At 45.7% G+C, this 22,004-nt stretch carries 23 protein-coding genes; 10 read left to right on the top strand and 13 right to left on the bottom strand.

Features of this window, described 5'->3' with window-relative positions; translation table 11 throughout:
• Position 1 precedes the first annotated feature (1 nt).
• Positions 2-697, top strand: coding sequence for a pirin family protein (locus NL643_RS07525; protein ID WP_253644201.1), 696 nt, complete (start codon positions 2-4; stop codon positions 695-697).
• A gap of 81 nt (positions 698-778) precedes the next feature.
• Here the strand turns inward: NL643_RS07525 and NL643_RS07520 are convergent, their stop codons facing one another.
• The gene (locus NL643_RS07520; RefSeq protein WP_005374436.1) at positions 779-1,672 is read right to left on the bottom strand and encodes a LysR family transcriptional regulator; all 894 of its coding nucleotides are present in this window, start codon (positions 1,670-1,672) and stop codon (positions 779-781) included.
• Between the two features lie 148 nt (positions 1,673-1,820).
• On the opposite strand from NL643_RS07520, the gene NL643_RS07515 reads away from it, so the two are divergent.
• Complete coding sequence (locus NL643_RS07515; protein WP_005392041.1) at positions 1,821-2,174, top strand: DUF413 domain-containing protein; 354 nt, start codon at positions 1,821-1,823, stop codon at positions 2,172-2,174.
• A 147-nt stretch (positions 2,175-2,321) separates the two neighbouring features.
• Here NL643_RS07515 and NL643_RS07510 read toward each other — a convergent pair whose 3' ends face one another.
• Positions 2,322-2,573 carry a DUF3081 domain-containing protein gene (locus tag NL643_RS07510; RefSeq protein ID WP_005392042.1) on the bottom strand — a complete coding sequence of 84 codons (252 nt, stop codon included), beginning with the start codon at positions 2,571-2,573 and terminating at the stop codon, positions 2,322-2,324.
• Positions 2,574-2,947: 374 nt separating this feature from the next.
• On the opposite strand from NL643_RS07510, the gene nagB reads away from it, so the two are divergent.
• Positions 2,948-3,748, top strand: a complete 801-nt coding sequence (gene nagB / locus NL643_RS07505) for a glucosamine-6-phosphate deaminase (RefSeq protein WP_006740926.1) — start codon at positions 2,948-2,950, stop codon at positions 3,746-3,748.
• A 91-nt stretch (positions 3,749-3,839) separates the two neighbouring features.
• Here nagB and NL643_RS07500 read toward each other — a convergent pair whose 3' ends face one another.
• Positions 3,840-4,706: a glycerol kinase gene (locus NL643_RS07500; protein WP_253644200.1), complete on the bottom strand. Its 867-nt coding sequence runs from the start codon at positions 4,704-4,706 to the stop codon at positions 3,840-3,842.
• Positions 4,707-4,863: 157 nt separating this feature from the next.
• Positions 4,864-6,090 carry a sodium/glutamate symporter gene (gene gltS / locus NL643_RS07495; RefSeq protein WP_253644199.1) on the bottom strand — a complete coding sequence of 409 codons (1,227 nt, stop codon included), beginning with the start codon at positions 6,088-6,090 and terminating at the stop codon, positions 4,864-4,866.
• 415 nt (positions 6,091-6,505) lie between these two features.
• Here gltS (NL643_RS07495) and NL643_RS07490 point away from each other — a divergent pair, with 415 nt between their 5' ends.
• The 3 genes from NL643_RS07490 to NL643_RS07480 are packed head-to-tail and all read left to right on the top strand — an operon-like array spanning position 6,506 to position 8,561.
• Positions 6,506-6,877, top strand: a complete 372-nt coding sequence (locus tag NL643_RS07490; protein ID WP_085344466.1) for a GntR family transcriptional regulator — start codon at positions 6,506-6,508, stop codon at positions 6,875-6,877.
• Positions 6,874-7,731 (top strand): ABC transporter ATP-binding protein, encoded by an 858-nt coding sequence (locus tag NL643_RS07485; protein ID WP_253644198.1) that lies wholly within the window; start codon positions 6,874-6,876, stop codon positions 7,729-7,731. Before NL643_RS07490 ends, NL643_RS07485 begins: the two co-directional genes overlap by 4 nt.
• On the top strand, positions 7,731-8,561 hold the full coding sequence (locus NL643_RS07480; RefSeq protein ID WP_253644197.1) for a hypothetical protein: 831 nt from the start codon (positions 7,731-7,733) through the stop codon (positions 8,559-8,561). Before NL643_RS07485 ends, NL643_RS07480 begins: the two co-directional genes overlap by 1 nt.
• A 101-nt stretch (positions 8,562-8,662) precedes the next feature.
• On the opposite strand, the gene gltS (NL643_RS07475) is transcribed toward NL643_RS07480, so the two are convergent.
• Complete coding sequence (gene gltS / locus NL643_RS07475) at positions 8,663-9,898, bottom strand: sodium/glutamate symporter (RefSeq protein ID WP_006740921.1); 1,236 nt, start codon at positions 9,896-9,898, stop codon at positions 8,663-8,665.
• Between the two features lie 865 nt (positions 9,899-10,763).
• On the opposite strand from gltS (NL643_RS07475), the gene NL643_RS07470 reads away from it, so the two are divergent.
• The 4 genes from NL643_RS07470 (at position 10,764) to NL643_RS07455 (ending at position 14,431) form a co-directional block, all read left to right on the top strand.
• Entirely contained in the window at positions 10,764-11,558 is a 795-nt protein-coding gene (locus NL643_RS07470) for a DUF4344 domain-containing metallopeptidase (RefSeq protein WP_104972149.1), read from the top strand.
• Positions 11,559-11,585: 27 nt separating this feature from the next.
• Positions 11,586-11,972, top strand: a complete 387-nt coding sequence (locus NL643_RS07465) for a thiol-disulfide oxidoreductase DCC family protein (RefSeq protein ID WP_104972148.1) — start codon at positions 11,586-11,588, stop codon at positions 11,970-11,972.
• A 180-nt stretch (positions 11,973-12,152) separates the two neighbouring features.
• Positions 12,153-13,814, top strand: coding sequence for a methyl-accepting chemotaxis protein (locus NL643_RS07460; RefSeq protein ID WP_253644196.1), 1,662 nt, complete (start codon positions 12,153-12,155; stop codon positions 13,812-13,814).
• Positions 13,815-13,936: 122 nt separating this feature from the next.
• Positions 13,937-14,431, top strand: coding sequence for a peptidylprolyl isomerase (locus tag NL643_RS07455; protein WP_020195057.1), 495 nt, complete (start codon positions 13,937-13,939; stop codon positions 14,429-14,431).
• Between the two features lie 117 nt (positions 14,432-14,548).
• Here NL643_RS07455 and NL643_RS07450 read toward each other — a convergent pair whose 3' ends face one another.
• The 8 genes from NL643_RS07450 to NL643_RS07415 form a co-directional block, all read right to left on the bottom strand.
• Positions 14,549-15,199, bottom strand: coding sequence for a DUF2268 domain-containing putative Zn-dependent protease (locus NL643_RS07450; RefSeq protein WP_253644195.1), 651 nt, complete (start codon positions 15,197-15,199; stop codon positions 14,549-14,551).
• A gap of 68 nt (positions 15,200-15,267) precedes the next feature.
• On the bottom strand, positions 15,268-16,059 hold the full coding sequence (locus NL643_RS07445; RefSeq protein WP_053809536.1) for a LytTR family DNA-binding domain-containing protein: 792 nt from the start codon (positions 16,057-16,059) through the stop codon (positions 15,268-15,270).
• A 15-nt stretch (positions 16,060-16,074) separates the two neighbouring features.
• On the bottom strand, positions 16,075-17,097 hold the full coding sequence (locus tag NL643_RS07440; protein WP_085342429.1) for a sensor histidine kinase: 1,023 nt from the start codon (positions 17,095-17,097) through the stop codon (positions 16,075-16,077).
• On the bottom strand, positions 17,098-18,426 hold the full coding sequence (locus tag NL643_RS07435) for a hypothetical protein (protein WP_253644194.1): 1,329 nt from the start codon (positions 18,424-18,426) through the stop codon (positions 17,098-17,100). It lies immediately after the preceding gene.
• A gap of 45 nt (positions 18,427-18,471) precedes the next feature.
• Positions 18,472-19,257, bottom strand: coding sequence for an outer membrane lipoprotein-sorting protein (locus tag NL643_RS07430; RefSeq protein ID WP_053809298.1), 786 nt, complete (start codon positions 19,255-19,257; stop codon positions 18,472-18,474).
• Complete coding sequence (locus NL643_RS07425; protein WP_253644193.1) at positions 19,250-20,518, bottom strand: ABC transporter permease; 1,269 nt, start codon at positions 20,516-20,518, stop codon at positions 19,250-19,252. Before NL643_RS07425 ends, NL643_RS07430 begins: the two co-directional genes overlap by 8 nt.
• Positions 20,506-21,204: an ABC transporter ATP-binding protein gene (locus NL643_RS07420; protein WP_005374479.1), complete on the bottom strand. Its 699-nt coding sequence runs from the start codon at positions 21,202-21,204 to the stop codon at positions 20,506-20,508. Before NL643_RS07420 ends, NL643_RS07425 begins: the two co-directional genes overlap by 13 nt.
• Positions 21,205-21,213: 9 nt before the next feature.
• A complete protein-coding gene (locus NL643_RS07415) occupies positions 21,214-21,882 on the bottom strand; it encodes a hypothetical protein (protein WP_017189795.1) in 669 nt (222 codons plus the stop codon).
• Positions 21,883-22,004: the final 122 nt, after the last annotated feature.

The following is a 22,004-nucleotide window of genomic DNA, read 5'->3' as shown; positions in this document are numbered from 1 at the left end:
TATGATTACGGTAAGACTTGCAGCAGACCGAGGTCGAGCAAACTTTGGTTGGCTTGATAGCAAACATACGTTTTCTTTCGGTAGCTATTACGATCCACAACATATGGGCTTTTCTGAATTGAGAGTCATCAATGACGATGTAGTCCAACCTGGCGCAGGTTTTGATACACATGGCCATCGTGATATGGAGATCATCAGCTATGTGCTGGAAGGTGTTATCGCACACAAAGACAGCGAAGGTAACGTGAAAACATTACCTGCTGGGGAATTCCAACTCATGTCGGCAGGGAAAGGGATTTACCACAGTGAGTACAATGCGTCGAACCGCGACACGCTGCGCTTTCTACAAATTTGGATTCAGCCAAATACATTTGGAACCAAACCAGGTTATCAGCAAACAGACTTTGGTCGCACGCCGGGATTAACAACTATCGCGACTCCAACGGGAGAAAACGGTACGCTACTTATTAAGCAAGATGCCACATTACATCAGTTAATTCTTGAACCAAATAGCGAACTTAACTTTGAGATAGAATCGGGTAGAAACTTATTCGTTCACCAAGTAACGGGGAGCCTTAGCATCGACAATACCACCTTGACGGCAGGCGACGGCGCGAAGATCGAACAGCAAAGTAAGGTTGTTTTACGCAATACATCAAACGAGAGCACAACCGCCCTGCTATTTGACTTGCCATAACTATCGATTCATCGAGATAAAAAGAAAGCCGCCTGGATTTGCCAAGGCGGCTTTTTAATTTCTCTGACTTTTCACTCAACGCTATTCGTCGGAAGTGCCGGAACCAATTTGCTGAAAACTGTAAGCCGTCAGTGGATCAATCTCTTTGACAATTTCTTCCACTTGCTTAATCGCGTCTACAGACGAGCTAGCTTTACGATAGCTCAAATAGATAGGGCGGCACCAATCTTCTACGCCAGACACCTTGTGAAGCTGCCCGTTAGCGATAAATGGCTCTACCAGAGAGATGGGTAAGTAAGCGGCACCGCCCTTCTCTAAAATAAAGTCCAATGCAATGCGCGCCGTTGACGTGCGCAGATACGGAGCCGGGATCTTAGGGTGACGTTCAGAATGTTCTGATGAGAAGCGCGTTCCCCAATCCACATACACGTATTTGTTTTCAAAAACGGTGTCTAAAGAGTCTTTCTCAGTCGATACCAAAACGAGAACAACATCGGCCACTTTTTTGCAGTTAAGCTCATCAGCTTTGATTTGGTCGAACGCAAATGCCATATCTAACGTGCGCTCTAGCAAGCTGCGACTGAGCATTTCCCGCCCCATCACTTCTGCCATAAAACCATAACCACCAAATGAGTCTGTGACGACACTTAAACAGTTCTGCAAGTAGGCGTCCCAAATATTTGGCGTACCGCCTAACGTTAATTGCAGCGCTTTGCCATCTTCAAGCGATAACTCTAGCTTCGCTTGTTGCAATGTGGTGACCATCACCTCTGCATAACTTATTAAGCGCTCACCTGCAGAGGTCAACTTTATGTTATTTCGATCACGAATAAACAATTGCGTATCGAAGTAACTTTCCAATTGTTTGATACGTGCGCTCACTGCAGCTTGGGTAATATAAAGATTCTCAGCGGCGCGTCCGAAGTGACGAACCCTTGCCAGCTCTAAAAATGTTCGAAAGACTTTTACATCCATAAACCATCTCCTGGTTAATATAAAACCAGATTAACAACTAATTAAAATCATGACGACAAAAAAGTTTTGTTTTTCTTTTGTTAGCTTTACGCCTAATTTTCGCCGTAGTTCACTACATTCATCAATAACGGTTACAGAGGCTGTTGACATGTCTGACACTGAATTCCGTCATGGCAAAAAACGTTTTTACGACAACGTAAAATTCCCACGCGGCTTTGCAAAGTCTGGCGATTTTACTCTCTCGGAAGAGGAAATCCTAACAATTTATGGGGATACTATGCTTGGCTTAGAGTCAGGCGAATTAACACCTGAAAATAGCGAAGAGAAACACTTCATCAAGGTGCTAGAAAACCCAGGCAAAGCAAAAACAAAACTTGAGCGTACGTGGCTAAAGTACACCCAACTTGCTCGTGGTCGCAAGCGCTTCCACACGCTAAATGGTCGTAATAAGCCTGACGCAACAGAAGATTACATTGAAGAGAGTTTGGTCGAAGACGATTAATAACCAAATAAACTAATTCTCGCCTTTTTCTAGCAGTAGGCGAAAGCTCGTTTGGTTTGACTGAGCGAGCAAAACAAGCTCATTTCTTCTCCTAAAGCCCAAGGGCGCGTTCTCCCAAGGGCTTTTTTAGTATTTAGTGCTGCCAGTCTACTTTGCAAGCATCGCGATCTTTTTCAAAAAGCTCTCTTTCAAGTGCTCTTGGTCGTACTCCAATTGATAAGTATTGTGGAAGCCAACCTTTAGCTCAACACCATTCCCTCGTAAGAAAACGTTGTACCCGTCGTAATCGGAAAACGCTTCTACACCTTCATACATTTTGCCAAATTCGGTTGGTGTACCGTTGTTCATCACACATTCGTAAGCCTGTAGTACTTTGCTCGGATCTAACTCATTTTTCATACCGAATTCCTCACTGGTTTACACATTTCAATTATGGTTAAGGAATGAGCGTCGTGCCATGTCCATCCCATAATATTTGAAGTTCGTGTGCGGTTTCACACTCTGTAGGTTGTTAAAAAACAAGGTTAAGTGCGAAGACAGAACTTAATTTAGATCATAAATTTTATCTATCAATTCGTCAGTTTCATAATGCAATTTCTTTGTAAAAAATCGGCTTATAAAAGCATTTAGATATAAAAACAGTCGATAAAATCAACACTGGTTAAAGAAAAAGCAAAATTTTGACCTAAAACAATAGCAGTTCGTCATTACTTATTTTATAATGCGAATTAATGTTTCGGTACATCGTAAATTCCAATAACTAGGGGCACAAAATGAGACTTATCCCGTTAACTCGAGCAGCACAAGTAGGTAAGTGGGCAGCTGCGCATATCGCTAAGCGTATCAACGACTTTAAACCTACTGCTGAGCGTCCATTCGTTCTGGGTCTACCAACTGGTGGCACTCCTCTAGCAACCTACAAAGCCCTAATCGAGCTTTACCAAGCCGGCGAAGTGAGCTTCAAAAACGTCGTGACTTTCAACATGGATGAGTACATTGGCATCCCTGCAGATCACCCAGAGTCTTACCGCTCGTTCATGTACAACAACTTCTTTAATCACATTGATATCCAAGAAGAAAACATCAACCTACTGAACGGCAACACTGACGATCACGACGCAGAATGTAAGCGTTACGAAGACAAAATTAAGTCTTACGGCAAGATCAACCTGTTCATGGGCGGCGTGGGTAACGACGGTCACATCGCGTTCAACGAGCCAGCGTCATCTCTGTCTTCTCGTACTCGTATCAAGACACTGACTGAAGACACTCGCATTGCGAACTCTCGCTTCTTTGACGGCGATATCAACCAAGTGCCTAAATACGCACTGACTATCGGTGTGGGTACACTGCTAGACGCAGAAGAAGTGATGATTCTGGTAACAGGTCATAACAAAGCTCAAGCACTTGAAGCAGCAGTAGAAGGTTGTGTAAACCACCTATGGACGGTTTCTGCACTTCAACTTCATCCTAAAGCAGTGATCGTATGTGACGAGCCAGCTCAACAAGAACTGAAAGTGAAGACAGTGAAGTACTTCTCGGAGCTAGAAGCGGAAAACATCAAAGGTTTTTAATCCATAGGATGACAGCCTAGATGCACGCTAAAAATACGAAACCCGTGATTGATCACGGGTTTTTTCTTATCTGAACAGCGGGCTTAAGTCGTTAATAAGCTTTAATACCAAACTGACGAAGGCGCTTAGGAAGCACTTCATCTAACTTGTCTAGTTCACTCGGTTCGACTTCGATAAGGTTAAAATGATGCTGCTCATAAACAGTACGAATGGTCTCACGGTCAGCCTCAGCCATCTCCCCAGTATCACTTCCCCAAAACTGTAAATAGACTTTACCGCCTGGCAAATAAAAATCACTGGTGACATCTTGGTCAATCGGCAGCTGACGTTCATAAGCGTGCACCACACCAGCCAAGTACAGCCAGTTGTCGATGAGCAACTCCCCCTTAGAGCGCACGTAATGCCCATCTAATGTTCGGTGTTTGGCTTCAAACTTTTGGCGAAAGCTTGAGTACGATTTATCCGTGGAGTGTGACTCCGCATCTTGCCCTAAAAATTCAATGACAGACTGCTTAAGATGCTTATTACGCAACACCACATCGTGCCATACGACAAAGGTATTTTGTGTCTCTTTATCGGTTCTTTGCTGGCCACCAGCGCGTATACCAGCTTCAGTGACACTCCAACCTTCTTCAGATTTGGCGATCCACCCCAACTCACTCAACAGTTGGTTCATGCGCTTCGCATTCAGTTTCAGCTTTTCACCCAGCTGCGTGGCGCTTAATGTTTTCCCTGAGCTGGAAGTCAGCTCAATATGTAAATTGGTCGGCCAGACGATGAACTGGCCAAATTTAGGGTGATCCACATACTCGCCGCCAAACTTGGCGCCTTCTTCCGTCAGAATCCATTTTTCGTCTTGGCGAACAATGTAGCCAGCACGTTTGAGATCGGCAAACAACAGCTTGGCTTCAACCTTACGCATTTTCGCTAATGCCGACGTCGATATTTTTTCAGACATGTGGGTACCTCATGCTGCTGTAAAACTGAACACTATGTCATCATAGTAACGTATTGATTTCACGGCTTGAAGTCAGAGAAACAAGATTTCGTGTTACAAATAACAAAGCCAATCTCAAGGGACTGGCTTTGTTATGTTAAGTTGAAAGAAGCGGGGGCTATTTAATAAAAGCAATGCAGCCTTGCAAAATCACTAAGTTCACAATGTCGATGAAGAATGCACCGACAATTGGTACTACCATAAATGCTTGTGGTGATGGACCATAACGACTCACGATAGAGCCCATATTCATGACCGCAGTCGGTGTGGCACCTAAACCGAAACCACAGTGTCCACTGGCGATCACCGCGGCATCGTAATTACTGCCCATCATGCGGAATGTTATGTAATAAGTGAACACCGCGAGTACGGCCGACTGAATAGCAAGAATAATAAGGAACGGGATCGCAAGATCAAAGATATTCCACAATTTCAAGCTCATCAGAGCCATGGCAAGGAACAGCGATAGCGAAACCGTACCAAGAATATCAACGGTTTCTAAATCAACCTTGCGCACCTTGGTCACTTCCGTGATGTTGGTGATGACAACACCAATAAACAGCGCATAAACAAAATCTGGGATCATCAACCACTTGATGCCAAAACTCCTCACCCAACTCTCCAGATAGCTCGCGCCTGTCACGCAAAGCAAAATAATGGATAAGCTTTCTACAACTCTTTTCGCCGTGACACGATCTTCTTCATGTTCGTTATAGGTCACCAATTCAGGGAAACTCTGATGGCTTTGGTTGGTGCGTCCGTATTCCGATTCTAAGTTGTGCTTGTTGAGTAACTTTTGCGCGACAGGGCTGCCAATAATCCCGCCCATGACCAAGCCAAACGTAGCAGAAGCCATCGCCACTTCTAGGACATTGTGCAAACCATACATTTCTTGAAAAGTTTGCGACCACGCCGCACCAGTTCCATGTCCGCCAGAAAGCGTAATAGAGCCGGCGATCAACCCCATGAGTGGATCTAACCCCAATGCGGTTGCTAAGGATACGCCGACCGCATTTTGTATAAGAATGTAGACCGATGCCACAACAAGGAAGATGAAAACCTTCGCACCGCCTTTAATCAGTTGGGTGTAATTTGCCGCTAAGCCAACGGTTGCAAAAAACATCAGCATAAAGGTGTTTTGCAGTGGCAAATCAAATGATACATCCACACCATTTAAGTGCATCGTCGTGATCACGCAAGCCACAACTAGACCACCAACAATTGGCTCTGGGATATTGAATTTCTTTAAGGTTGGTAATTTGGTGTTAATGAACTGCCCTAAAAATAACACGCAAATTGCGACGAGAAACGACTCTTGTGGGCCGATAGATATTACCTGATTCATGAGACCTCTTTACTCTCCTCTTTCTCATTCATTGAGCAAGCGCTCAACGTGAGATAGGTGCCTAAGTCAATCAGATTGCCTCTCGAACCTTTTGTTTTCTAGGGTGTATTTACCACAAATTCTCATCAAGTAAGAAATGGATGCACCCAAAATCCCACTGATTATCATTATATGAGAATACCAATACCAAGCTGGTGGTAAATACCTTGATTGGATTAGAAAAATAACACTTCTCAACTTATGAGAAGTGTCTAGTTTATGTTCACAATAAAGTCTTCAAAATAGCTATCACATAGGTAGATATTTAGGGAAAGCGAAGGCTGGAACATACGCTTAATTTTAAATTATTACTTTCTCTCTGGCACACTAGGTGTTATACCTATATATAACACCATTTCAGCCAAGAGATTCACTCATGACCAATTGGCATGATCGCCAACCGATTTTTCGACAGTTGGCTGACCAGATCACTCAACAAATACTGCAAGGTATCTGGCAAGAAGGCGATGCTCTACCCTCAGTTCGTAGCATCTCTGCGGATATGAAAATTAACCACCTCACCGTCATGAAAGGCTATCAATTGCTTGTTGATGAGGGGTTAGTAGAGAAAAAACGCGGTCAAGGTATGTTTGTCGCTTCAGGGGCAAAACTAAAATTGCTCGCAGACGAGAAGGCACGTTTTCTTCAACAACAAATTCCGCAGATAGCCGGCACAATACAGCGTCTGGATATGTCACTCGACGAATTCATTCAACAACTAAAACCACACTTGAAAGGTGACCAATGAGCGCATTAGTCAGTGTAAAAAACGTCTCCAAGCAATATCAGCAACAAGGAGAAGCACTGCATGAAGTGAGTTTCGACCTACATGCAGGACAAGTACTAGGCTTACTCGGCCATAATGGCGCAGGTAAATCAACGCTTATTAATGCCCTACTCGGCGCACATGAATATCAAGGCACTGTTCGTATCAACGGATTTGAACCCATTATGCAACGCGACAAAATAATGCAGAGCTTGTCCTACATCTCGGATGTGAACGTTCTGCCAGATTGGATGACTGTCGCTCAACTGCTTAACTATACCGAAGGCGTGCATCCAGGGTTCAATCGCGCTCAAGCAGATACGCTGCTTCGTCAAACGGACATCAAACCTCGTGCGCGCATCAAATCTTTATCCAAAGGGATGAAGGTGCAATTGCACCTCGCGATTGTAATCGCGACTAACACCCAAATCCTCATATTGGATGAACCGACACTCGGGTTAGATCTCGTTTATCGTGATACGTTTTATCGTCACTTGTTGGAATGGTTTCACGACGGCGAACGCGTGTTGATCATCGCCAGTCATGAAGTATCAGAGATTGAGCACTTACTGACTGATGTGCTGATTCTCAAGCATGGCCGCCCTGTACTACAAACCTCGATGGACAGTATCAGTGAAGACTACTTCATCCTTGAGGCCAGCGACGAATACCGCACACAAATTGAAGCGATGAACCCACTGTCGTCACAAAAAGGGCTCGGTTCAACGAAATGGTTACTCACTGCCCAGTATGCCCAACAAGCAGAAACAATGGGGGCCATCCATAGGGTGAAGTTAGCGGATCTATTTTTAGCATTGCAGAAGGAGGCAGCGTAATGAGTTCAGTTGTCGCGATGTTGCAAAAAGAGTGGTTAGAAAACCCTCTTGTTTTACGTATTCCACTGTTTGTGTTGGCGTGTGGACTTATTCTCTTTGTCAGTTTAATGAGTAACGACACTCTACAACACAATATGTTTTTCCAAATGAGCTTTGGTGGCGATGTCAGTGACATTCACAAAGAGCTTGGTGACGATGTAAACATGTTGATCACCGGCGGGGCGGGACTGCTGTCTATCTTATTAGCCGTTCAATACTTCCCGAGAACACTGCGCAAAGAGCGCGCAGAGGGCAGTATTATGTTTTGGCGTAGTATGCCGGTCAGCGATATAAAAACTCACTTAGTGAAGCTAGGGTTTGGTTTATTGGTGATTCCGCTCGTTTGCTCGGCGCTTGTGCTCGCAGCAGATTTGATGTTGTGGTTGCTGAACATCTCTACTGATCACCAATTGGCTTTGTTGTACCGCCAAGCCTCGTTAGGTTACGTGCTGCTGCATTGGGGAGAGTTTTTAATCAGAATGTTATTCGCCGGTATTCTACTATTACCGCTGGCATTAACCGCAATGGCTATTTCTCAGAAAGTGAATTCACCACTGGTCATTTTGTTTATCGCCATTTATGCGCTGCGCTGGATGCCAATCGCACTATTTGGCTATTACGGCCTAGATCAGTTCTTCTCCGAAGTGCTTTACCTTCCACTGCACGCCATTGTTGCACCAAGCCCATTGAATGCAATTCCTCAGGCGGGCTGGTTAAACGTTGGCATTTACGCTTTCATCGGCGTTCTTGGTTGGACAGCTAGTCTCAAATTCAGCCGAACTATTCAATAATCCGTCGTTCGATAAACGGCCAAAATCGAGCCATAAAAAAACGGTCACAACCTGTGTTGTGACCGTTTTTATTTCGACCTTAGGAGATCATGAACTTAAATTTAACCAAGGAATGAAATGTAACCTTGTAAAATGATTAAGTTAACGATGTCGATAAAGAAAGCCCCCACAATTGGCACCACCATAAATGCCTGCGGCGACGGGCCAAATCGGTTAACGATAGAGCCCATGTTCATCACGGCTGTTGGGGTTGCCCCCAAGCCAAAACCACAGTGACCACCCGCAATAACCGCAGCGTCATAGTTGCGTCCCATCACTTTGAACGTAACGTAGTAAGTGAAGATAGCTAAGACCACAGACTGCACAGCTAAAATAACCAAGAATGGAATCGCTAAGTCAAAGATATTCCATAACTTCAAGCTCATTAATGCCATCGCCAAGAACAATGACAAAGAAACGGTACCGAGCATATCGACGGTTTCTGCATCTAACTTACGAAGCTTGGTCACCTCTAAGAAGTTCGTGATGATCACACCAATGAACAGCGCATATACAAAGTCTGGAATCATCAACCATGAGATTTCATACGTGCTAACCCATTGCTCAACATACTTCGCCCCCGTAACACAGATCAGTAGGAAGAAGAGTTTCTCCACCACTTTTTTCGCCGTTACTTTATCTTCTTCGTATTCGTTGTAGGTCACCAACTCAGGGAATTTTTCGTGAGTTTTGGCATCTCGACCACCACGACCATACTCCGATTCAATGCTGTTTTTTTCTACGAGGCGCTGTGCCACTGGGCTACCAATGATACCGCCGATGATCAAACCAAAAGTGGCTGATGCCATCGCTATTTCCAAAACGTTATCCAATCCATACACGTCTTGGAAGGTTTGTGACCACGCAGCACCTGTACCATGGCCACCAGACAGAGTAATCGAGCCAGCAATTAACCCCATCAAAGGATCTAAACCGAGCGCCGCCGCGAGTGAAACGCCAACGCCGTTTTGTATGATGATGTAAAACGATGCGACAGCTAAGAAGATAAAAACCTTCGCACCTCCTTTCATCAACTGAGTGTAATTTGCGGCCAAACCAACCGTCGCAAAAAACATTAACATAAACGTATTTTGTAACGGCAAATCGAACTCCAAGTCGATGCCGTTGAAATGAAGAGCAGTAATCATGCAGGCCACAATAAGGCCACCTACAATCGGCTCAGGTATGTTGAACTTCTTTAAAATCGGTAGCTTAGCATTAATAAAATGCCCCAGGAAAAGCACACTGATTGCGACCAAGAAGGACTCCAGTGCACCTACAGATATTAAATGATTCATATCGCCTCTTATTATTGTTCTCTTCATCCTCCGTAATGATCGAGTGTTAATTTAACCTTCATTCAATAGCAAATGTTCTCGCTTTACTGTTTCGAAAATACTCAAAAGTTGGTGTAGATGCGCCTTAGGCTAGTTTAAGGGACGCTCCTTTAGCGATGTGTCAGTTTTCCGCTGTTAGCCAGCCCTTAAATGTGAAAGGAGCCGATATAGCTCCTTCAAATGCCCCCTCGCAATACCTGTGCGTGACTGCTTGGGGTATAGTGTTGTGAGTAAATTCTGGGTGACACTTTCTGAACCACATTGGGCTCCCTTACTTAAACAGAATGTGTCAATTACTATCAAACAAAGTTCCTTCCCGTTGTAACCTCTAAACGCCGAGATCGCGTTCAAAACAATTGGGTTTGCTTGTTCCTGTCGTAGTTTTTTAACTCTGGCTCATGGTGTGTAAACGAGCCGAATCCAAGGAAACTCTCAAGCTGCAACAAACGTTTTCGTCACAACGGAGCCGGATTATAACATATTGCTGATAATTTTCTTCAATTCAGTGACATTCACCAACCCTATGGTTTCTTTCCATAATGATTAACTGCTGAATAGCATTTTTACAGACAAAAGAGCGAAGCGAATTCAGCTTAGCCTCACCAAGAAATAAACCTTAAAAGCCAATCACTTATCTATCGTCTCCTGAGTAAAACGTGTTTTGATAGGCTTTCTTGAGGGCCCAGCAACCAAAATGTACGGTGTTGTCATGGTAGTCTTTCGAGGCTAACTACCCGATTCTGGGTGATAAAAACAATCCCAATTATGCACCACACAAAAACATGTATAATTTTTATGTAAGTTATTCAAATAACAAGAGCCCTACATGAAAATTCATTCGCTTTTCCCTGTGCTATTACTCTGTGCCATCTCATCTGCCACTGCAGCGGAAAATATCCGTATTGAATATTCTCCCGTGGAAACAACCCATGAAAACATCGCCCTGCAATCTATCCAAAACAGCGATGTAAACCCAATTTTTCTTGAGCTATCTCAGATCCACTTTCCATTTCGCAAACCACTCACACTGGTTTACGGCGGAGAAGATGGCCCAATGTACGATCCCGATACGCACACGATACACATTCCCTACACTTTTTATTTGGAATCACTCAATTACTTCTCCAATAACCAGTATGAAGAACGCCTTGGAAAATCCCCAAAAACAGGGGCATTAGATACGTTATTACACACCTTGCTGCATGAAGCAGGGCATGCTTACATCGAAGATCAAAACATCCCTGTTCTCGGAAAAGAAGAAGATGCCGTCGATAATTTTGCCACGATCTTAATGATTGACTTCCTAGAAGATGGCGCAGAGATGGCCATTAGCGCCGCCGACATGTTCGCATTTGAGTCCGATGACAGACCGGACTACTACGACTTCGGTGAGTACATTGATGAGCACAGTTTTGATTTGCAACGCTACTTCTCTACCTTATGTTTGGTGTACGGCAGTGATCCGGAACAGTACAAGTCGCTTCTCGATGAAGTTGAAAAAGACTACCTACGAGATCGCAAAGACTTTTGCCAATACAACTACGAGAACATACGCGCGAATTGGAACCACTACCTGCAACATAATGAACCAAAAGAAAAATCGCCACGTAGAACTCAGTAAAACAAATCAAATAATAAGACGATCGCAATGACAAAACTCACCATATTTTATGACGGAACTTGCCCACTGTGCGCCAAAGAAATGTACGCACTTAAGCGACGAGATGTAAAACAAGCGATAAAAATCGTCGATATCTACAGCGATGACTTTTCTGATTACCCACAGATAGACGCGCAAAAAGCCAATACGATTTTGCATGCGCTGAATGACAACAATGAACTGATACTTGGTCTTGATGTGACTCACCGAGCATGGCAGTTGGTCGGTCGAGGTTGGCTATATGCTCCACTACGTTGGCCATTACTCAAGCCAATTGCCGACTGGCTTTACCTGCGTTTTGCCAACAATAGGTATCGTGTCTCATACTGGCTTACTGGTAGCTCCCGCTGCAACTCGGGCCAATGCTCTCGCTAATTGTGATCCTGCTTAAAAATGTGAATCTCTCTCGTCCACGATCACCAACTTCCTGTACTTCTCACCCGCCAACTCGGTTAATCTGCAATCAGTACAAAAATAATTATTAACACTTTTATTTGGTAAAGCTATTGAAGTTTACCAGTTTGTAACGCTGCGCCGAGACGTAAGGAAGTACCTATGAATCTAACGATAAGAAAGCGACTTTATATTCTTTCCATCATTCCCGTGTTAACGATTGCTTTGGGTATGATGTGGTTTACCTACCTCCAAACCAGTACCTACAACCAACAACAAATCAATCATACGCACACGACGATGATGGCGATGAAGAAAGCGGAACTGAAAAACTATGTGCAGATGGCTCATTCCGCACTCAAACCGTTATTGGATCGTAATGCCTCATTGCAAGAAGCCATTCCAGTGCTCAAAGAGCTAGAGTTCGGCCAATCAGGTTATATTTTTGCGTACGACTCAAAAGGCGTGCGTGTTGTTGTCGGAAAAAACAATAAAGGGGTTGGAGAAAACTTCTATAACCTGCAAGACAAAAAAGGCAACTACCTGATCCAAGACCTGTTGAAAAACGCCAAAACGGGTGACTTCACAACCTACTACTTCCCTAAGTTAGGGCAAACCGAAGCATTACCTAAACTCAGCTACTCCATGTTCATTCCCAAGTGGGATATTATGATTGGCACAGGTTTTTATACTGATGATATCGATGCGATCATTACAGAGATGGAAAACACAGCGAACGATGAGCTAAACAATACCTTAGCCGCTATTGCTATGTTTTGTGTCTCTATTGCCGTTGTCGTGGCCATTTTTGCCGTACTCGTCAACCGTAGCATTATGCGCCCTATTGAACAGTTTGACAGCTCAATCCAATCTTTCGCGCAAGGTGACGCCGACTTAACCGCGCGTATGGAAGAATCTAGCGTGCCAGAATTTAAACAGCTCGCGCATAACTTCAATATCTTCGTTGAGAGCTTGCAAGGAATTATTAAGAGCGTCAGCCATGTCGGACAAGAGGTAGTATCAGAAACTAACAACATGTCTCAACGCGCCTCACAAGTGGATGAATTGGCTTCAGGTCAACGTGAGGAAACGGAACAAGTCGCGACAGCAATGACAGAAATGACGGCCACCGCTCACGAGATCTCTGGCAACGCAAACCAAGCCGCCGATTCCGCTAAAAACGCCGATGACAACGCACAACAAGCGAAACACATCGTAGACTCCGCCGCTAATTCCGTTGAAGCGCTAGCGAATGAGGTCTCTGAAGCAAGCACTGTAATTTCACGTCTAGAGAGTGACGTGCAGAACATCTCATCCTCACTTGAAGTCATCCAAGATATTGCTGAACAAACCAACTTGCTTGCGCTAAATGCCGCCATTGAAGCGGCACGAGCGGGCGACCAAGGACGCGGATTCGCAGTTGTAGCGGATGAAGTGCGTAAGCTTGCAAGCCGCACTCAGGACAGCACAGGTGACATTCACAAGATGATCGATCAACTTAAAGCAGGTTCGGATGCCGCAGTAAAAGCGATGGAATCTAGCCAAGCACGTGGCGAAGCGACAGTAGAAGAAGCACGTGCTGCATCGGTTGCGCTGCAAGATATTCAAGCAGCGATTGCGAATATCATGGACATGAACACGCTGATCGCTACCGCGACCGAAGAGCAAAGCCAAGTTGGACGAGAGATTTCACAACGCATCGAAGTCATTTCTCAGCAAAGTAGTCAATCGGCGCACCTTGCCAATCAAAATCGCTCGGGCAGCCAAAACCTCAATCACAAAGCCAACGAGCTTTACGACTTGGTGGGACGCTTCACGGTTTAACTTCCTTAACCATACTTAATAGTAGAAACAGCGACGCCTTAACGTCGCTGTTTTTATTTCTGCTATCCTCAAGCGACTTAGCTATAATGCCGCCAACTAAGCACCCATAAGGGCAAAACCAGATGATTATCATGACCACCAATTTCGGTGACATCGAAATTGAATTGAATCTAGAACGAGCGCCAGTTAGCTCAAAGAACTTTAAAAAATACTGTGAAGATGGCTTCTACAACGGCACCATTTTCCACCGCGTTATCGACGGCTTTATGATCCAAGGTGGCGGTCACACCGAAGACATGGCAGAAAAGCCAACGCGTGCCCCGATTGCGAACGAAGCAAACCGAGGTCTAAAGAACCTTGTTGGCACTATAGCAATGGCGCGTACCGATGCACCGCACTCTGCAACGGCACAGTTTTTCATTAACTTGGAAGACAATGATTTTCTAGATCACACCGCAACTACCAACCTAGGCTGGGGTTACGCGGTATTTGGTAAAGTGACCGCGGGTATGGATGTCGTAAACCGCATCGCGAAAGTGAAAACAACTTCTAAGCTTGGTCATGATGATGTGCCATGCGATCCAATCATTATCGAGAAAGTGACGATCAGCGAATAAGCACACTCGCCTTTTCGGAGAGATCATCACTATAAAACGAAAAAAGCGCCTAATCTCTGATGACTTAGGCGCTTTTTGTTTTTACAACTCAGCCTATTAGTTTGGCTTGTGCCGGAGTTATTGATAGAAAAGCTCGGCTTTTGCTCCAACCAAATCCAGTTCAGAGCCCTGAGAATCAGCCAGATATTCCGCGACAAGGTTGTACCCGACCCAATACCCCATGTACTTCGGCCAGCGGCTTTCATCACTGCCAAGAAAGTAAGCATCGAAGTTGTAATCTAAACTGGTCAGCTTGTCTTTCATCTCAGCATAGAAAGGACGCCAATCTTGATCTTTGATATTCTCAAACAAGCTCGGAGTGACGCCACCATTTACCTTGCGTTCGAAATGACAAGCTAACCCTTCCATAATCAGCACATCACCAAGCGCAACGCCATTCTCTCCCGCTCGCATACGGAACAGGTGATGCAACTCATGCGCTAGCACCGCAGCTAGTTCTTTCTCAATAACGTTTTTAATATCTGCACGTTGCGTATCAAGCAAAATCTCTACACGATAGGCGCTTAAGCAATAGCCACCAATCCCCGTCTGCGGAACGTCATTGCGATCAAACGGGCTAACAGTCAGGTCGACGTTACTTAAATCGTTGTTGCTTAAATCAAAGTAACTAGAAAGCAGTGAGCTCAGATCATCAAGTTTCTGATGTAAATACTCAGCGAGTGGAGACAACTCTCCCGTTGCATTTAAGAGGGTTACGCGATAACTCATTTATCTTCCTTGATAATGTGGGTTAAGAGCAGCGAGTTTACAGTGTAAAGAGTGAACAGTTCTAGCGATTACATCCCTTTGAACAAACTTTGAGATGCACGGCTCACGGGGAGCTTGTTTTCTCCAACGTGAACAAACATTCTGCCTGCAAAGTCTTTGTTTACCTTGCTAATTTTGCACACTTGCACCACGCTTGAACGGTGCACTTGCCAGAACTGTTCTGGGTTAAGCTGCCCTATCAACTCTTTCAACGATGTGCGAATCAAATACTCCTGCACTTTACCTTGTCCTTGTTGGGCATACACAGAAACGTATTTTTCTTCCGCTTTGAAATACAGCACATCAGACGTGGCGATCAGATGAATATCTTCCCCTTGCGTTGCTTTGATCCACTGAAGATATTGCGGCGTTTGAGGCGCGGATAATTGTTGTAACTGTTCTAACAGGCTGTTCATCTGCACATTGCTGCTTTCTTGCTCTCGCTTAGCAAGGCGTGCTTTCACTCTTTCACACGTCGTCAGGAGGCGCTCATCCGAGATAGGCTTGAGCAAATAATCGGCGGCATTTTGTTCAAAGGCTTTGATGGCGTAATCATCGTACGCGGTAACAAACACAATCAAAGGTGGATTGGCGAGTTGATTGAGTTTTTGCGCTAGTGTCATGCCATCCAGAACTGGCATACGAATATCAAGAAACGCAATGTCAGGTTGGTTTTTCTCAATGGCTTGCAACGCTTGTTCACCATCTGCGACTTTGGCTATCACCTCTAGCTCTGGCCACACTTCAGCTAGGCTTTTATCAAGATGACGCCTCAATAGCGGTTCATCATCAGCAATAATGGCAGTAAACCCTGTATTCATTCCTTTCTTCCTTGCTTACGATTCCATTGGCCAGGTCAAGCGAACACAAACGCCACCCTGAGCAGACTCACTGATAGAAATCTCTCCTTGCCCTGCGAACAAAGCTTCAACTCGCTGCTTGAGATTACTCAAACCCACGCCAGAGCCCATGTGCCCACTAACATGATTTAAGCCAACACCATTGTCTCTGACTTCAATCTGCAAGTTCTGTTGTTCGCGCTTGATGAGTAAACTGAGTTCGCCGCCTTCTCGCTTTGGCTCAATACCGTGAACAATGGCATTCTCCACCAAAGGTTGCAACATCATCGGTGGCAGTTCTGTTGTTCCTAAACCGTCTTCTACTTCAATTTTGTAGCTTAGACGTCCATCCAGACGTATCTTCTGAATACTCAAGTAGGCTTCAATTAAGGCAATTTCATTCTCAATCGTGGTGTGCTCTTCACGTGAGCTTTTTAGCGTCGCACGTAATAGTGCGGTAAGTTGATCCAACATCTGCTTGGCCTTATCAACGTCCTGGGACATCAACGCGCTGATATTTGCCAAGGTATTAAATAGGAAATGCGGTTCAATCTGGCTTTGCATCTGTTTAAGCTGACTTAGCAACAGTGCACGTTCCTGCTCTGCCTTTTCACGCTTGATACTCTCTAATTCACGCTGAGCAATCGCTTCTTTCTCTCGTGAGTGGAAATAAAAGTAACACATGCCGCTGAATAACAAGCCCATCAACAACACTGGCAGCATGCCCGAAATGCCGAAGTATTCACCGAGCCAAAACTGCGCATTAATGACGCCAAACAACAAACAGGCGGTCAGTGACAAAGCAATTTCTAGTCTACGAGGGATGCTAGGAAACAACTTGTCGACTAACCAAGAGAAGAACAAGGCGGAGTAACCAAAACCAAAACTCACCAATACATGCACATAGTAAGGACCACCCCAAACAGACAATGTCATTACCGAGATAAACAAACAGAATAAAGTCGTGACAACCACACTGCGTAGCCATCCACTTTCTACCATTAACTTAGCTGAATACATTTAGAATTTCCCTTTGATGTTAAATACAATCATATGCTTATCATTGATTTGTGCGTAAGCAGATTGGTCGTCTCCGGTTAAAAAGCGTGCGGCAACTTCCACTTCTACACTTTGATCGCCGGTATCAATCCATTGGTAATTAAGCCACTGCGTGACAATCACACCGCCATCTTGTGGCGACAGCATCACATCCAACGTAGGGGTTACATCACTTAACCAGCCCATATCCGCTTTGCCGCTCCATGCAGCCCACGCTTCCAAATCCCAACTCCAGTGCAGCATTACGTTATGCTGAACGATATTGGCATGCTGAAACCCTTGGGCGTAGCTTGTTGCAAGTAGAGACGTTTGGGGATTAAGGGGTTGAGAGAGAAATTCGCCACGTTCGATTGCTTGTTTCCACTCGCTTTTCGACCATGCCCGGCTGTCGTACCAATACTCAGCAATCACATTGTGTCCGGCTTGGTTTGCCCAGTTCAATCCAACTAAGGCTTGGAATACGCTGCCCTGCTCCTCAACCGAAACGGGCCGGTAAAGATCATCCTGCTGAAACTGATAGCCGACACTTTGCTTTTGCCACAGCATGGAACCGTGCATTGCGATGGATTCATCCCACACCGCAATTACACTGGCTCCAAGTAAACCTCGGCGCACATCATCGTAATAACCAATAAGTTGATACTCGGTGTCACCCACCAGCGCATAACGACGAATACCAACACCTTGCTGCTCTGCGGCTTGATCAAGTGCACTTTGGTCTTGTTGCCCCCAGCTTGAATCGGTCGCAATGACGGTCCATTCGCCGGCCATATCGTAGTGTGAAAGTGAAAACACACCCGCCCCCTCTTCTGCGACTAAGCCAACAGGGTTTTGTCGATACGGCTTAAACAGATCCAAAGGTCGGTAGCCATAACCTACGCCCCAATCCACGCGCAACTTACCTAAGCTCACATCAACAGTGGTATCGCCGACTTGCCACTCCCCTAGCCAAGCCAGCTCTCGAATCAGCAATTGGTTATCAGCTTCACTCCACCAATCACTCTCTCCTTGTTGATTGAGGTACAAACCTTGGCTGTACAGAGCAAACAAGCCACTGAAGTTTTGATAGTTCACCTGCACATCCAAGAGTGCATTAAGTGAATCACGAGAACTGCCCTGCGCCTGCATAAATCCGCTGTCACGCTGCTTGGCCGTTTCGTAACTGACAGCCCAATCCCACTCAAAACTCAGTTCGTCATTGGCAAAAGCAGGGGCTGACGCGCCCACACACAATGAGGCAGCAATCAACAAACTGGTGCTTTTGTTAAGGTTAGGCTGACGCGATTTCATGTGACTTCCTTGCTCGTTTTCATGGTTCTATTTACGAAGCTCAGACTAAAGCTGAGTCGTATTGGCTTTAGGCAAATAGCTTGGGTTGTAGAACTTGTTATCCAGCTGCCAAGGCACGATTTCTTGATACTCGATAACGGTCTTTTTGCTCGGCTGAATGCTATCAAGCAAGGTCATCTCACTGACGTAGTCTTCACCGTTGTCGCTTGCACGTCCGTACTCCGCTTGCTTGGCGAGTTTGCCAGAGCGCAAGTAAAGATCGGCTTTGATTGGAAACGCATCTTGCTCAGACAACCATAAGTCGATCTTCTGATAACTCGCCCCTTTGGTTTTCGCGGTTAAAGCAAGGTGATAAGCCGCAACACTTTCTCCATTCACCGAAACAGTTTCTGTCGCTTTCCATTCACCTTGATAATCTTGGCTCCACGTCAGGGTTGAGATGTCGCCGATAGACGCTTCACCAAGCAGCTTCTGCATTGGCGTAATGCGAATCGGACGGCGGCTCTTTGGCATTTGCAGCCAGTAGTTGTCGCCCATCATCAGCATCTTTTGCCCAGCTTCGACTGCTGATTTGAACACCACCAGCGATTCACGATTTGGACGCGTGTACACGTGGTAAAGGCGGGTTTTATCTAACTCTTGGTCTTGATATAAGCGCACCAGTGACACCACTTTGGAGGAATCATCTTGTAAGCGGTAGCTGTCCGCTTTTTCAATCAATTGCGCGACTTGTTGTGCATCTAGCGCTGTTTCATTCGCACTGACATTCATGCTTACAATGCCGCTTGCCGTCAGCAGTGCAATTGGTAATAGTGATTTGAAATTAAACATAAATCAGAGCCTCCGTAATTGGCTTGTTCACCCCTTTGCGTGCAGAGAAAAACGCCGCAACCAAACAAATCATCAATACTGCAAATCCTGCGACAGCCACCAACTCCCAAGAGAAGTAAATCGTTAGTGGGTAACCTTCGGTGCGGCCCGGCGGTGGAGGCATTTGCACATCTATAACCATCAACAAGACTGTCACTAGCGCCGTAAACAAAGCGCCGATTAAACTGCCAATCACCGCAAGTAACCCTGCTTCGCGCAAGAACCCAGCAATGATTTCGCGAGGGTAGCTACCAAGTGCTGACAAGGTGCCAATTTCACGTGTACGCTCGGTGACCGACATGGTCATGGTGTTGAACAGCGCGACAAAGACCACCAGCGCCATCACTGCACCCATGATGCCGAAAATACGGTCGTACAAATCTTTCACTTTGAGATAGAAGAACGCACGTTCTTGCCAAGGTGTAATCTCAATATCTTGATCTCCAAAGTTCTGTTTTTGCTTAATCAGAACCGAAGCCACTTGTTGCTCGACTTGGCTCGTTAAACTGGTATCGAATAGGAAGACCGATAGCGCGCTGACTTTGTCTGAGCTCAACAACGATTGCGCGCTGTTGATGTGTACGTAAAGCTGGCGTTTATCAAGCTCAGGCACGCCTGTTGAGTAGATGCCACGTACTTTGAAGTCATACGCATTCAATGCGCCATCGGTAGTGGTCGCCAGCAAGGTAATCCAATCGCCAACGTGCACGCTTAGGTTGTTCGCCAAATCAACGCCGAGCATCACCTCTGGCTCTGCAGGGTCATAACGCGATGCATGAATGTTGGACAGTGTTTGCCCTTCACGCACGTCCAAAAACGGGCCTTTCATATCGAATTCTCGTTCGTTAACACCAATACCGATAAAGATCGAGGACTTGTTGCCGTTGGAAATCAAACCGCTGAACTCAACTCGTGGCTGCACGCCTCGCACTTCATTCAACCCAATCAATTGCTTGGTAATGTCGTCTGCATGAGTTAAACCGTTACTCAGCGGCATCTCTTCTTCTTTGGCGAAGTAACCCGGTGTGGTCAGCGTCAGATGCCCCGTGTCACGCGCTGTCGATTCTTTCAAACTGTCGTAGGTGTACAGACCAAAACCGCCCGCACTGGTTAAGGCAAACACGGCAATGGCGATGATCAGCATCGACAACAAACTGCGGCGGCGATTGCGTTGCAGGTTCAACCAAGCAAGGCGAACGGAAACTGGAATTAGCTTGCCCATGAAACCTCCTCCACACTTGCGTGCGTTTGGGTAATTTTGCCATCCACCAATTCAATGGTGCGGTCACAGCGGGATGCCATACGAGGGTCGTGAGTGGCGACAATAAAAGTGGTACCAAGCTCGTGTCCGAGCCCTTTCATAATGTCGATGACCTTGTTGGCAGTTTGGCTATCAAGACTTGCGGTTGGCTCATCCGCAATCACCAATGCTGGTTTGTGTACTAACGCACGCGCAATTGCTACACGCTGCTGCTGGCCGCCCGACAAGTTATCGGGCATATGATGAATAAACTCGCCCAAACCAACGTGTTCTAGCATTTGTGTGGCGAGCTCGGTTTGCTCTGCTTTTGAAAAGCCGTTGAGGTGTAGCGGATACGCCACGTTCTCTAACGCTGTCATCACGGGAACAAGGTTGAATTTTTGGAACACAAAACCAAGCTTTTCACGGCGCATTTTCGCAGCTTGCATTTGTCCGGTTGGGTATGGGCTGCCTGCAAATGTCACCTGACCTTGGTATTGAGTATCTAGCATGCCAAGTACGTTAAGTAAGGTGCTCTTGCCTGAGCCAGACGGCCCGCACAATGCCACCATTTCGCCGGCAAATACTTCACCAGAAACGTCTCGCAATGCACGCACCGTTTGGCTGCCAAGGGCGTAGTCGCGGCTAAGTTGATTAAAAACGATCATGACGCCTCCCTAATATTTCGCTAACAGCGCTTTCGCGGTTTGCGTTTCTAGATTGCTGTCACCCAATTGCTCCATTTGAGCTAACCATGTTTTGGCTTGTTGAACATCTTCAGCGCGCAATGCAGCTTCAATGGCGTAGCGATAAATCCAAGACGTTGCGGCGAAAGGTTGCTGGCTAAAACTCGGTTCATCGAGCAGAGAAAGGTACAGCTCGTAGCCACGCTCAAAGTGATTGAACATGTCAGGTAGAGAAGTAAAGGTGGTGGCTGCCATGGCGGTGGCTAATTGGTATTCCGGCAAGCCTTGTAAGCGTTGTTGCTCTTGCAGTGGTACTGGCTGATTCGCCATTAAATCCAAACCTTTTTGGATTGTCGCAAGACCGCGCTCGGTGAACTTCATCTTGTTCCAAGGCATAAACGCCTCACGGCCTTGCAATGTCTCAGCACTGCCCAAGTAAACCAACGTCACCGGCGTTGCGCCTTGCTCTTCGAGTTGTTTAGATAATTCGCCGTAAACGGTATCAACTAAACCAGAGTCACCCTGCGCCGCTTGGTTGAATTGACTGAGTGTGCGCTCGCTTGGGTTAGCCAGAGCCAGATTGCTGCTGAGTGCAAATGCGGCGATAAACGTACTTGCCAGTTTAAGAGCTTTGATTGAGCGAGATTGAGAAACCATCATGTACTGTCCTTGTTGAACGTGATTTGATGGTTTCAGATTAAGGGAGAAGATCGCACGCTGCTTTTGCATGCGACCAATGGCAGTTATGCGGAGTGAATGGTTGTTTGCTGCGATGAATGACA

The sequence above is a fragment of the Vibrio sp. Y42_MX_L11 genome (assembly GCF_024181785.1).
Taxonomy (GTDB): Bacteria; Pseudomonadota; Gammaproteobacteria; order Enterobacterales; family Vibrionaceae; genus Vibrio; species Vibrio diabolicus.
This window is presented reverse-complemented; position numbering and strand designations above follow the sequence as displayed.

Coding starts and splice junctions, on each gene's coding strand:
- NL643_RS07420 (WP_005374479.1), bottom strand. CDS start 21,204: ATGATCGTTTTTAATCAACTTAGCCGCGACTACGCCCTTGGCAGCCAA.
- NL643_RS07485 (WP_253644198.1), top strand. CDS start 6,874: ATGAGCGCATTAGTCAGTGTAAAAAACGTCTCCAAGCAATATCAGCAA.
- gltS (WP_253644199.1), bottom strand. CDS start 6,090: ATGAATCAGGTAATATCTATCGGCCCACAAGAGTCGTTTCTCGTCGCA.
- gltS (WP_006740921.1), bottom strand. CDS start 9,898: ATGAATCATTTAATATCTGTAGGTGCACTGGAGTCCTTCTTGGTCGCA.
- NL643_RS07465 (WP_104972148.1), top strand. CDS start 11,586: ATGACAAAACTCACCATATTTTATGACGGAACTTGCCCACTGTGCGCC.
- NL643_RS07480 (WP_253644197.1), top strand. CDS start 7,731: ATGAGTTCAGTTGTCGCGATGTTGCAAAAAGAGTGGTTAGAAAACCCT.
- NL643_RS07445 (WP_053809536.1), bottom strand. CDS start 16,059: ATGAATACAGGGTTTACTGCCATTATTGCTGATGATGAACCGCTATTG.
- NL643_RS07470 (WP_104972149.1), top strand. CDS start 10,764: ATGAAAATTCATTCGCTTTTCCCTGTGCTATTACTCTGTGCCATCTCA.
- NL643_RS07490 (WP_085344466.1), top strand. CDS start 6,506: ATGACCAATTGGCATGATCGCCAACCGATTTTTCGACAGTTGGCTGAC.
- NL643_RS07450 (WP_253644195.1), bottom strand. CDS start 15,199: ATGAGTTATCGCGTAACCCTCTTAAATGCAACGGGAGAGTTGTCTCCA.
- NL643_RS07525 (WP_253644201.1), top strand. CDS start 2: ATGATTACGGTAAGACTTGCAGCAGACCGAGGTCGAGCAAACTTTGGT.
- NL643_RS07515 (WP_005392041.1), top strand. CDS start 1,821: ATGTCTGACACTGAATTCCGTCATGGCAAAAAACGTTTTTACGACAAC.
- NL643_RS07520 (WP_005374436.1), bottom strand. CDS start 1,672: ATGGATGTAAAAGTCTTTCGAACATTTTTAGAGCTGGCAAGGGTTCGT.
- NL643_RS07460 (WP_253644196.1), top strand. CDS start 12,153: ATGAATCTAACGATAAGAAAGCGACTTTATATTCTTTCCATCATTCCC.
- NL643_RS07510 (WP_005392042.1), bottom strand. CDS start 2,573: ATGAAAAATGAGTTAGATCCGAGCAAAGTACTACAGGCTTACGAATGT.
- NL643_RS07425 (WP_253644193.1), bottom strand. CDS start 20,518: ATGGGCAAGCTAATTCCAGTTTCCGTTCGCCTTGCTTGGTTGAACCTG.
- NL643_RS07455 (WP_020195057.1), top strand. CDS start 13,937: ATGATTATCATGACCACCAATTTCGGTGACATCGAAATTGAATTGAAT.
- NL643_RS07415 (WP_017189795.1), bottom strand. CDS start 21,882: ATGATGGTTTCTCAATCTCGCTCAATCAAAGCTCTTAAACTGGCAAGT.
- NL643_RS07500 (WP_253644200.1), bottom strand. CDS start 4,706: ATGTCTGAAAAAATATCGACGTCGGCATTAGCGAAAATGCGTAAGGTT.
- NL643_RS07430 (WP_053809298.1), bottom strand. CDS start 19,257: ATGTTTAATTTCAAATCACTATTACCAATTGCACTGCTGACGGCAAGC.
- NL643_RS07435 (WP_253644194.1), bottom strand. CDS start 18,426: ATGAAATCGCGTCAGCCTAACCTTAACAAAAGCACCAGTTTGTTGATT.
- nagB (WP_006740926.1), top strand. CDS start 2,948: ATGAGACTTATCCCGTTAACTCGAGCAGCACAAGTAGGTAAGTGGGCA.
- NL643_RS07440 (WP_085342429.1), bottom strand. CDS start 17,097: ATGTATTCAGCTAAGTTAATGGTAGAAAGTGGATGGCTACGCAGTGTG.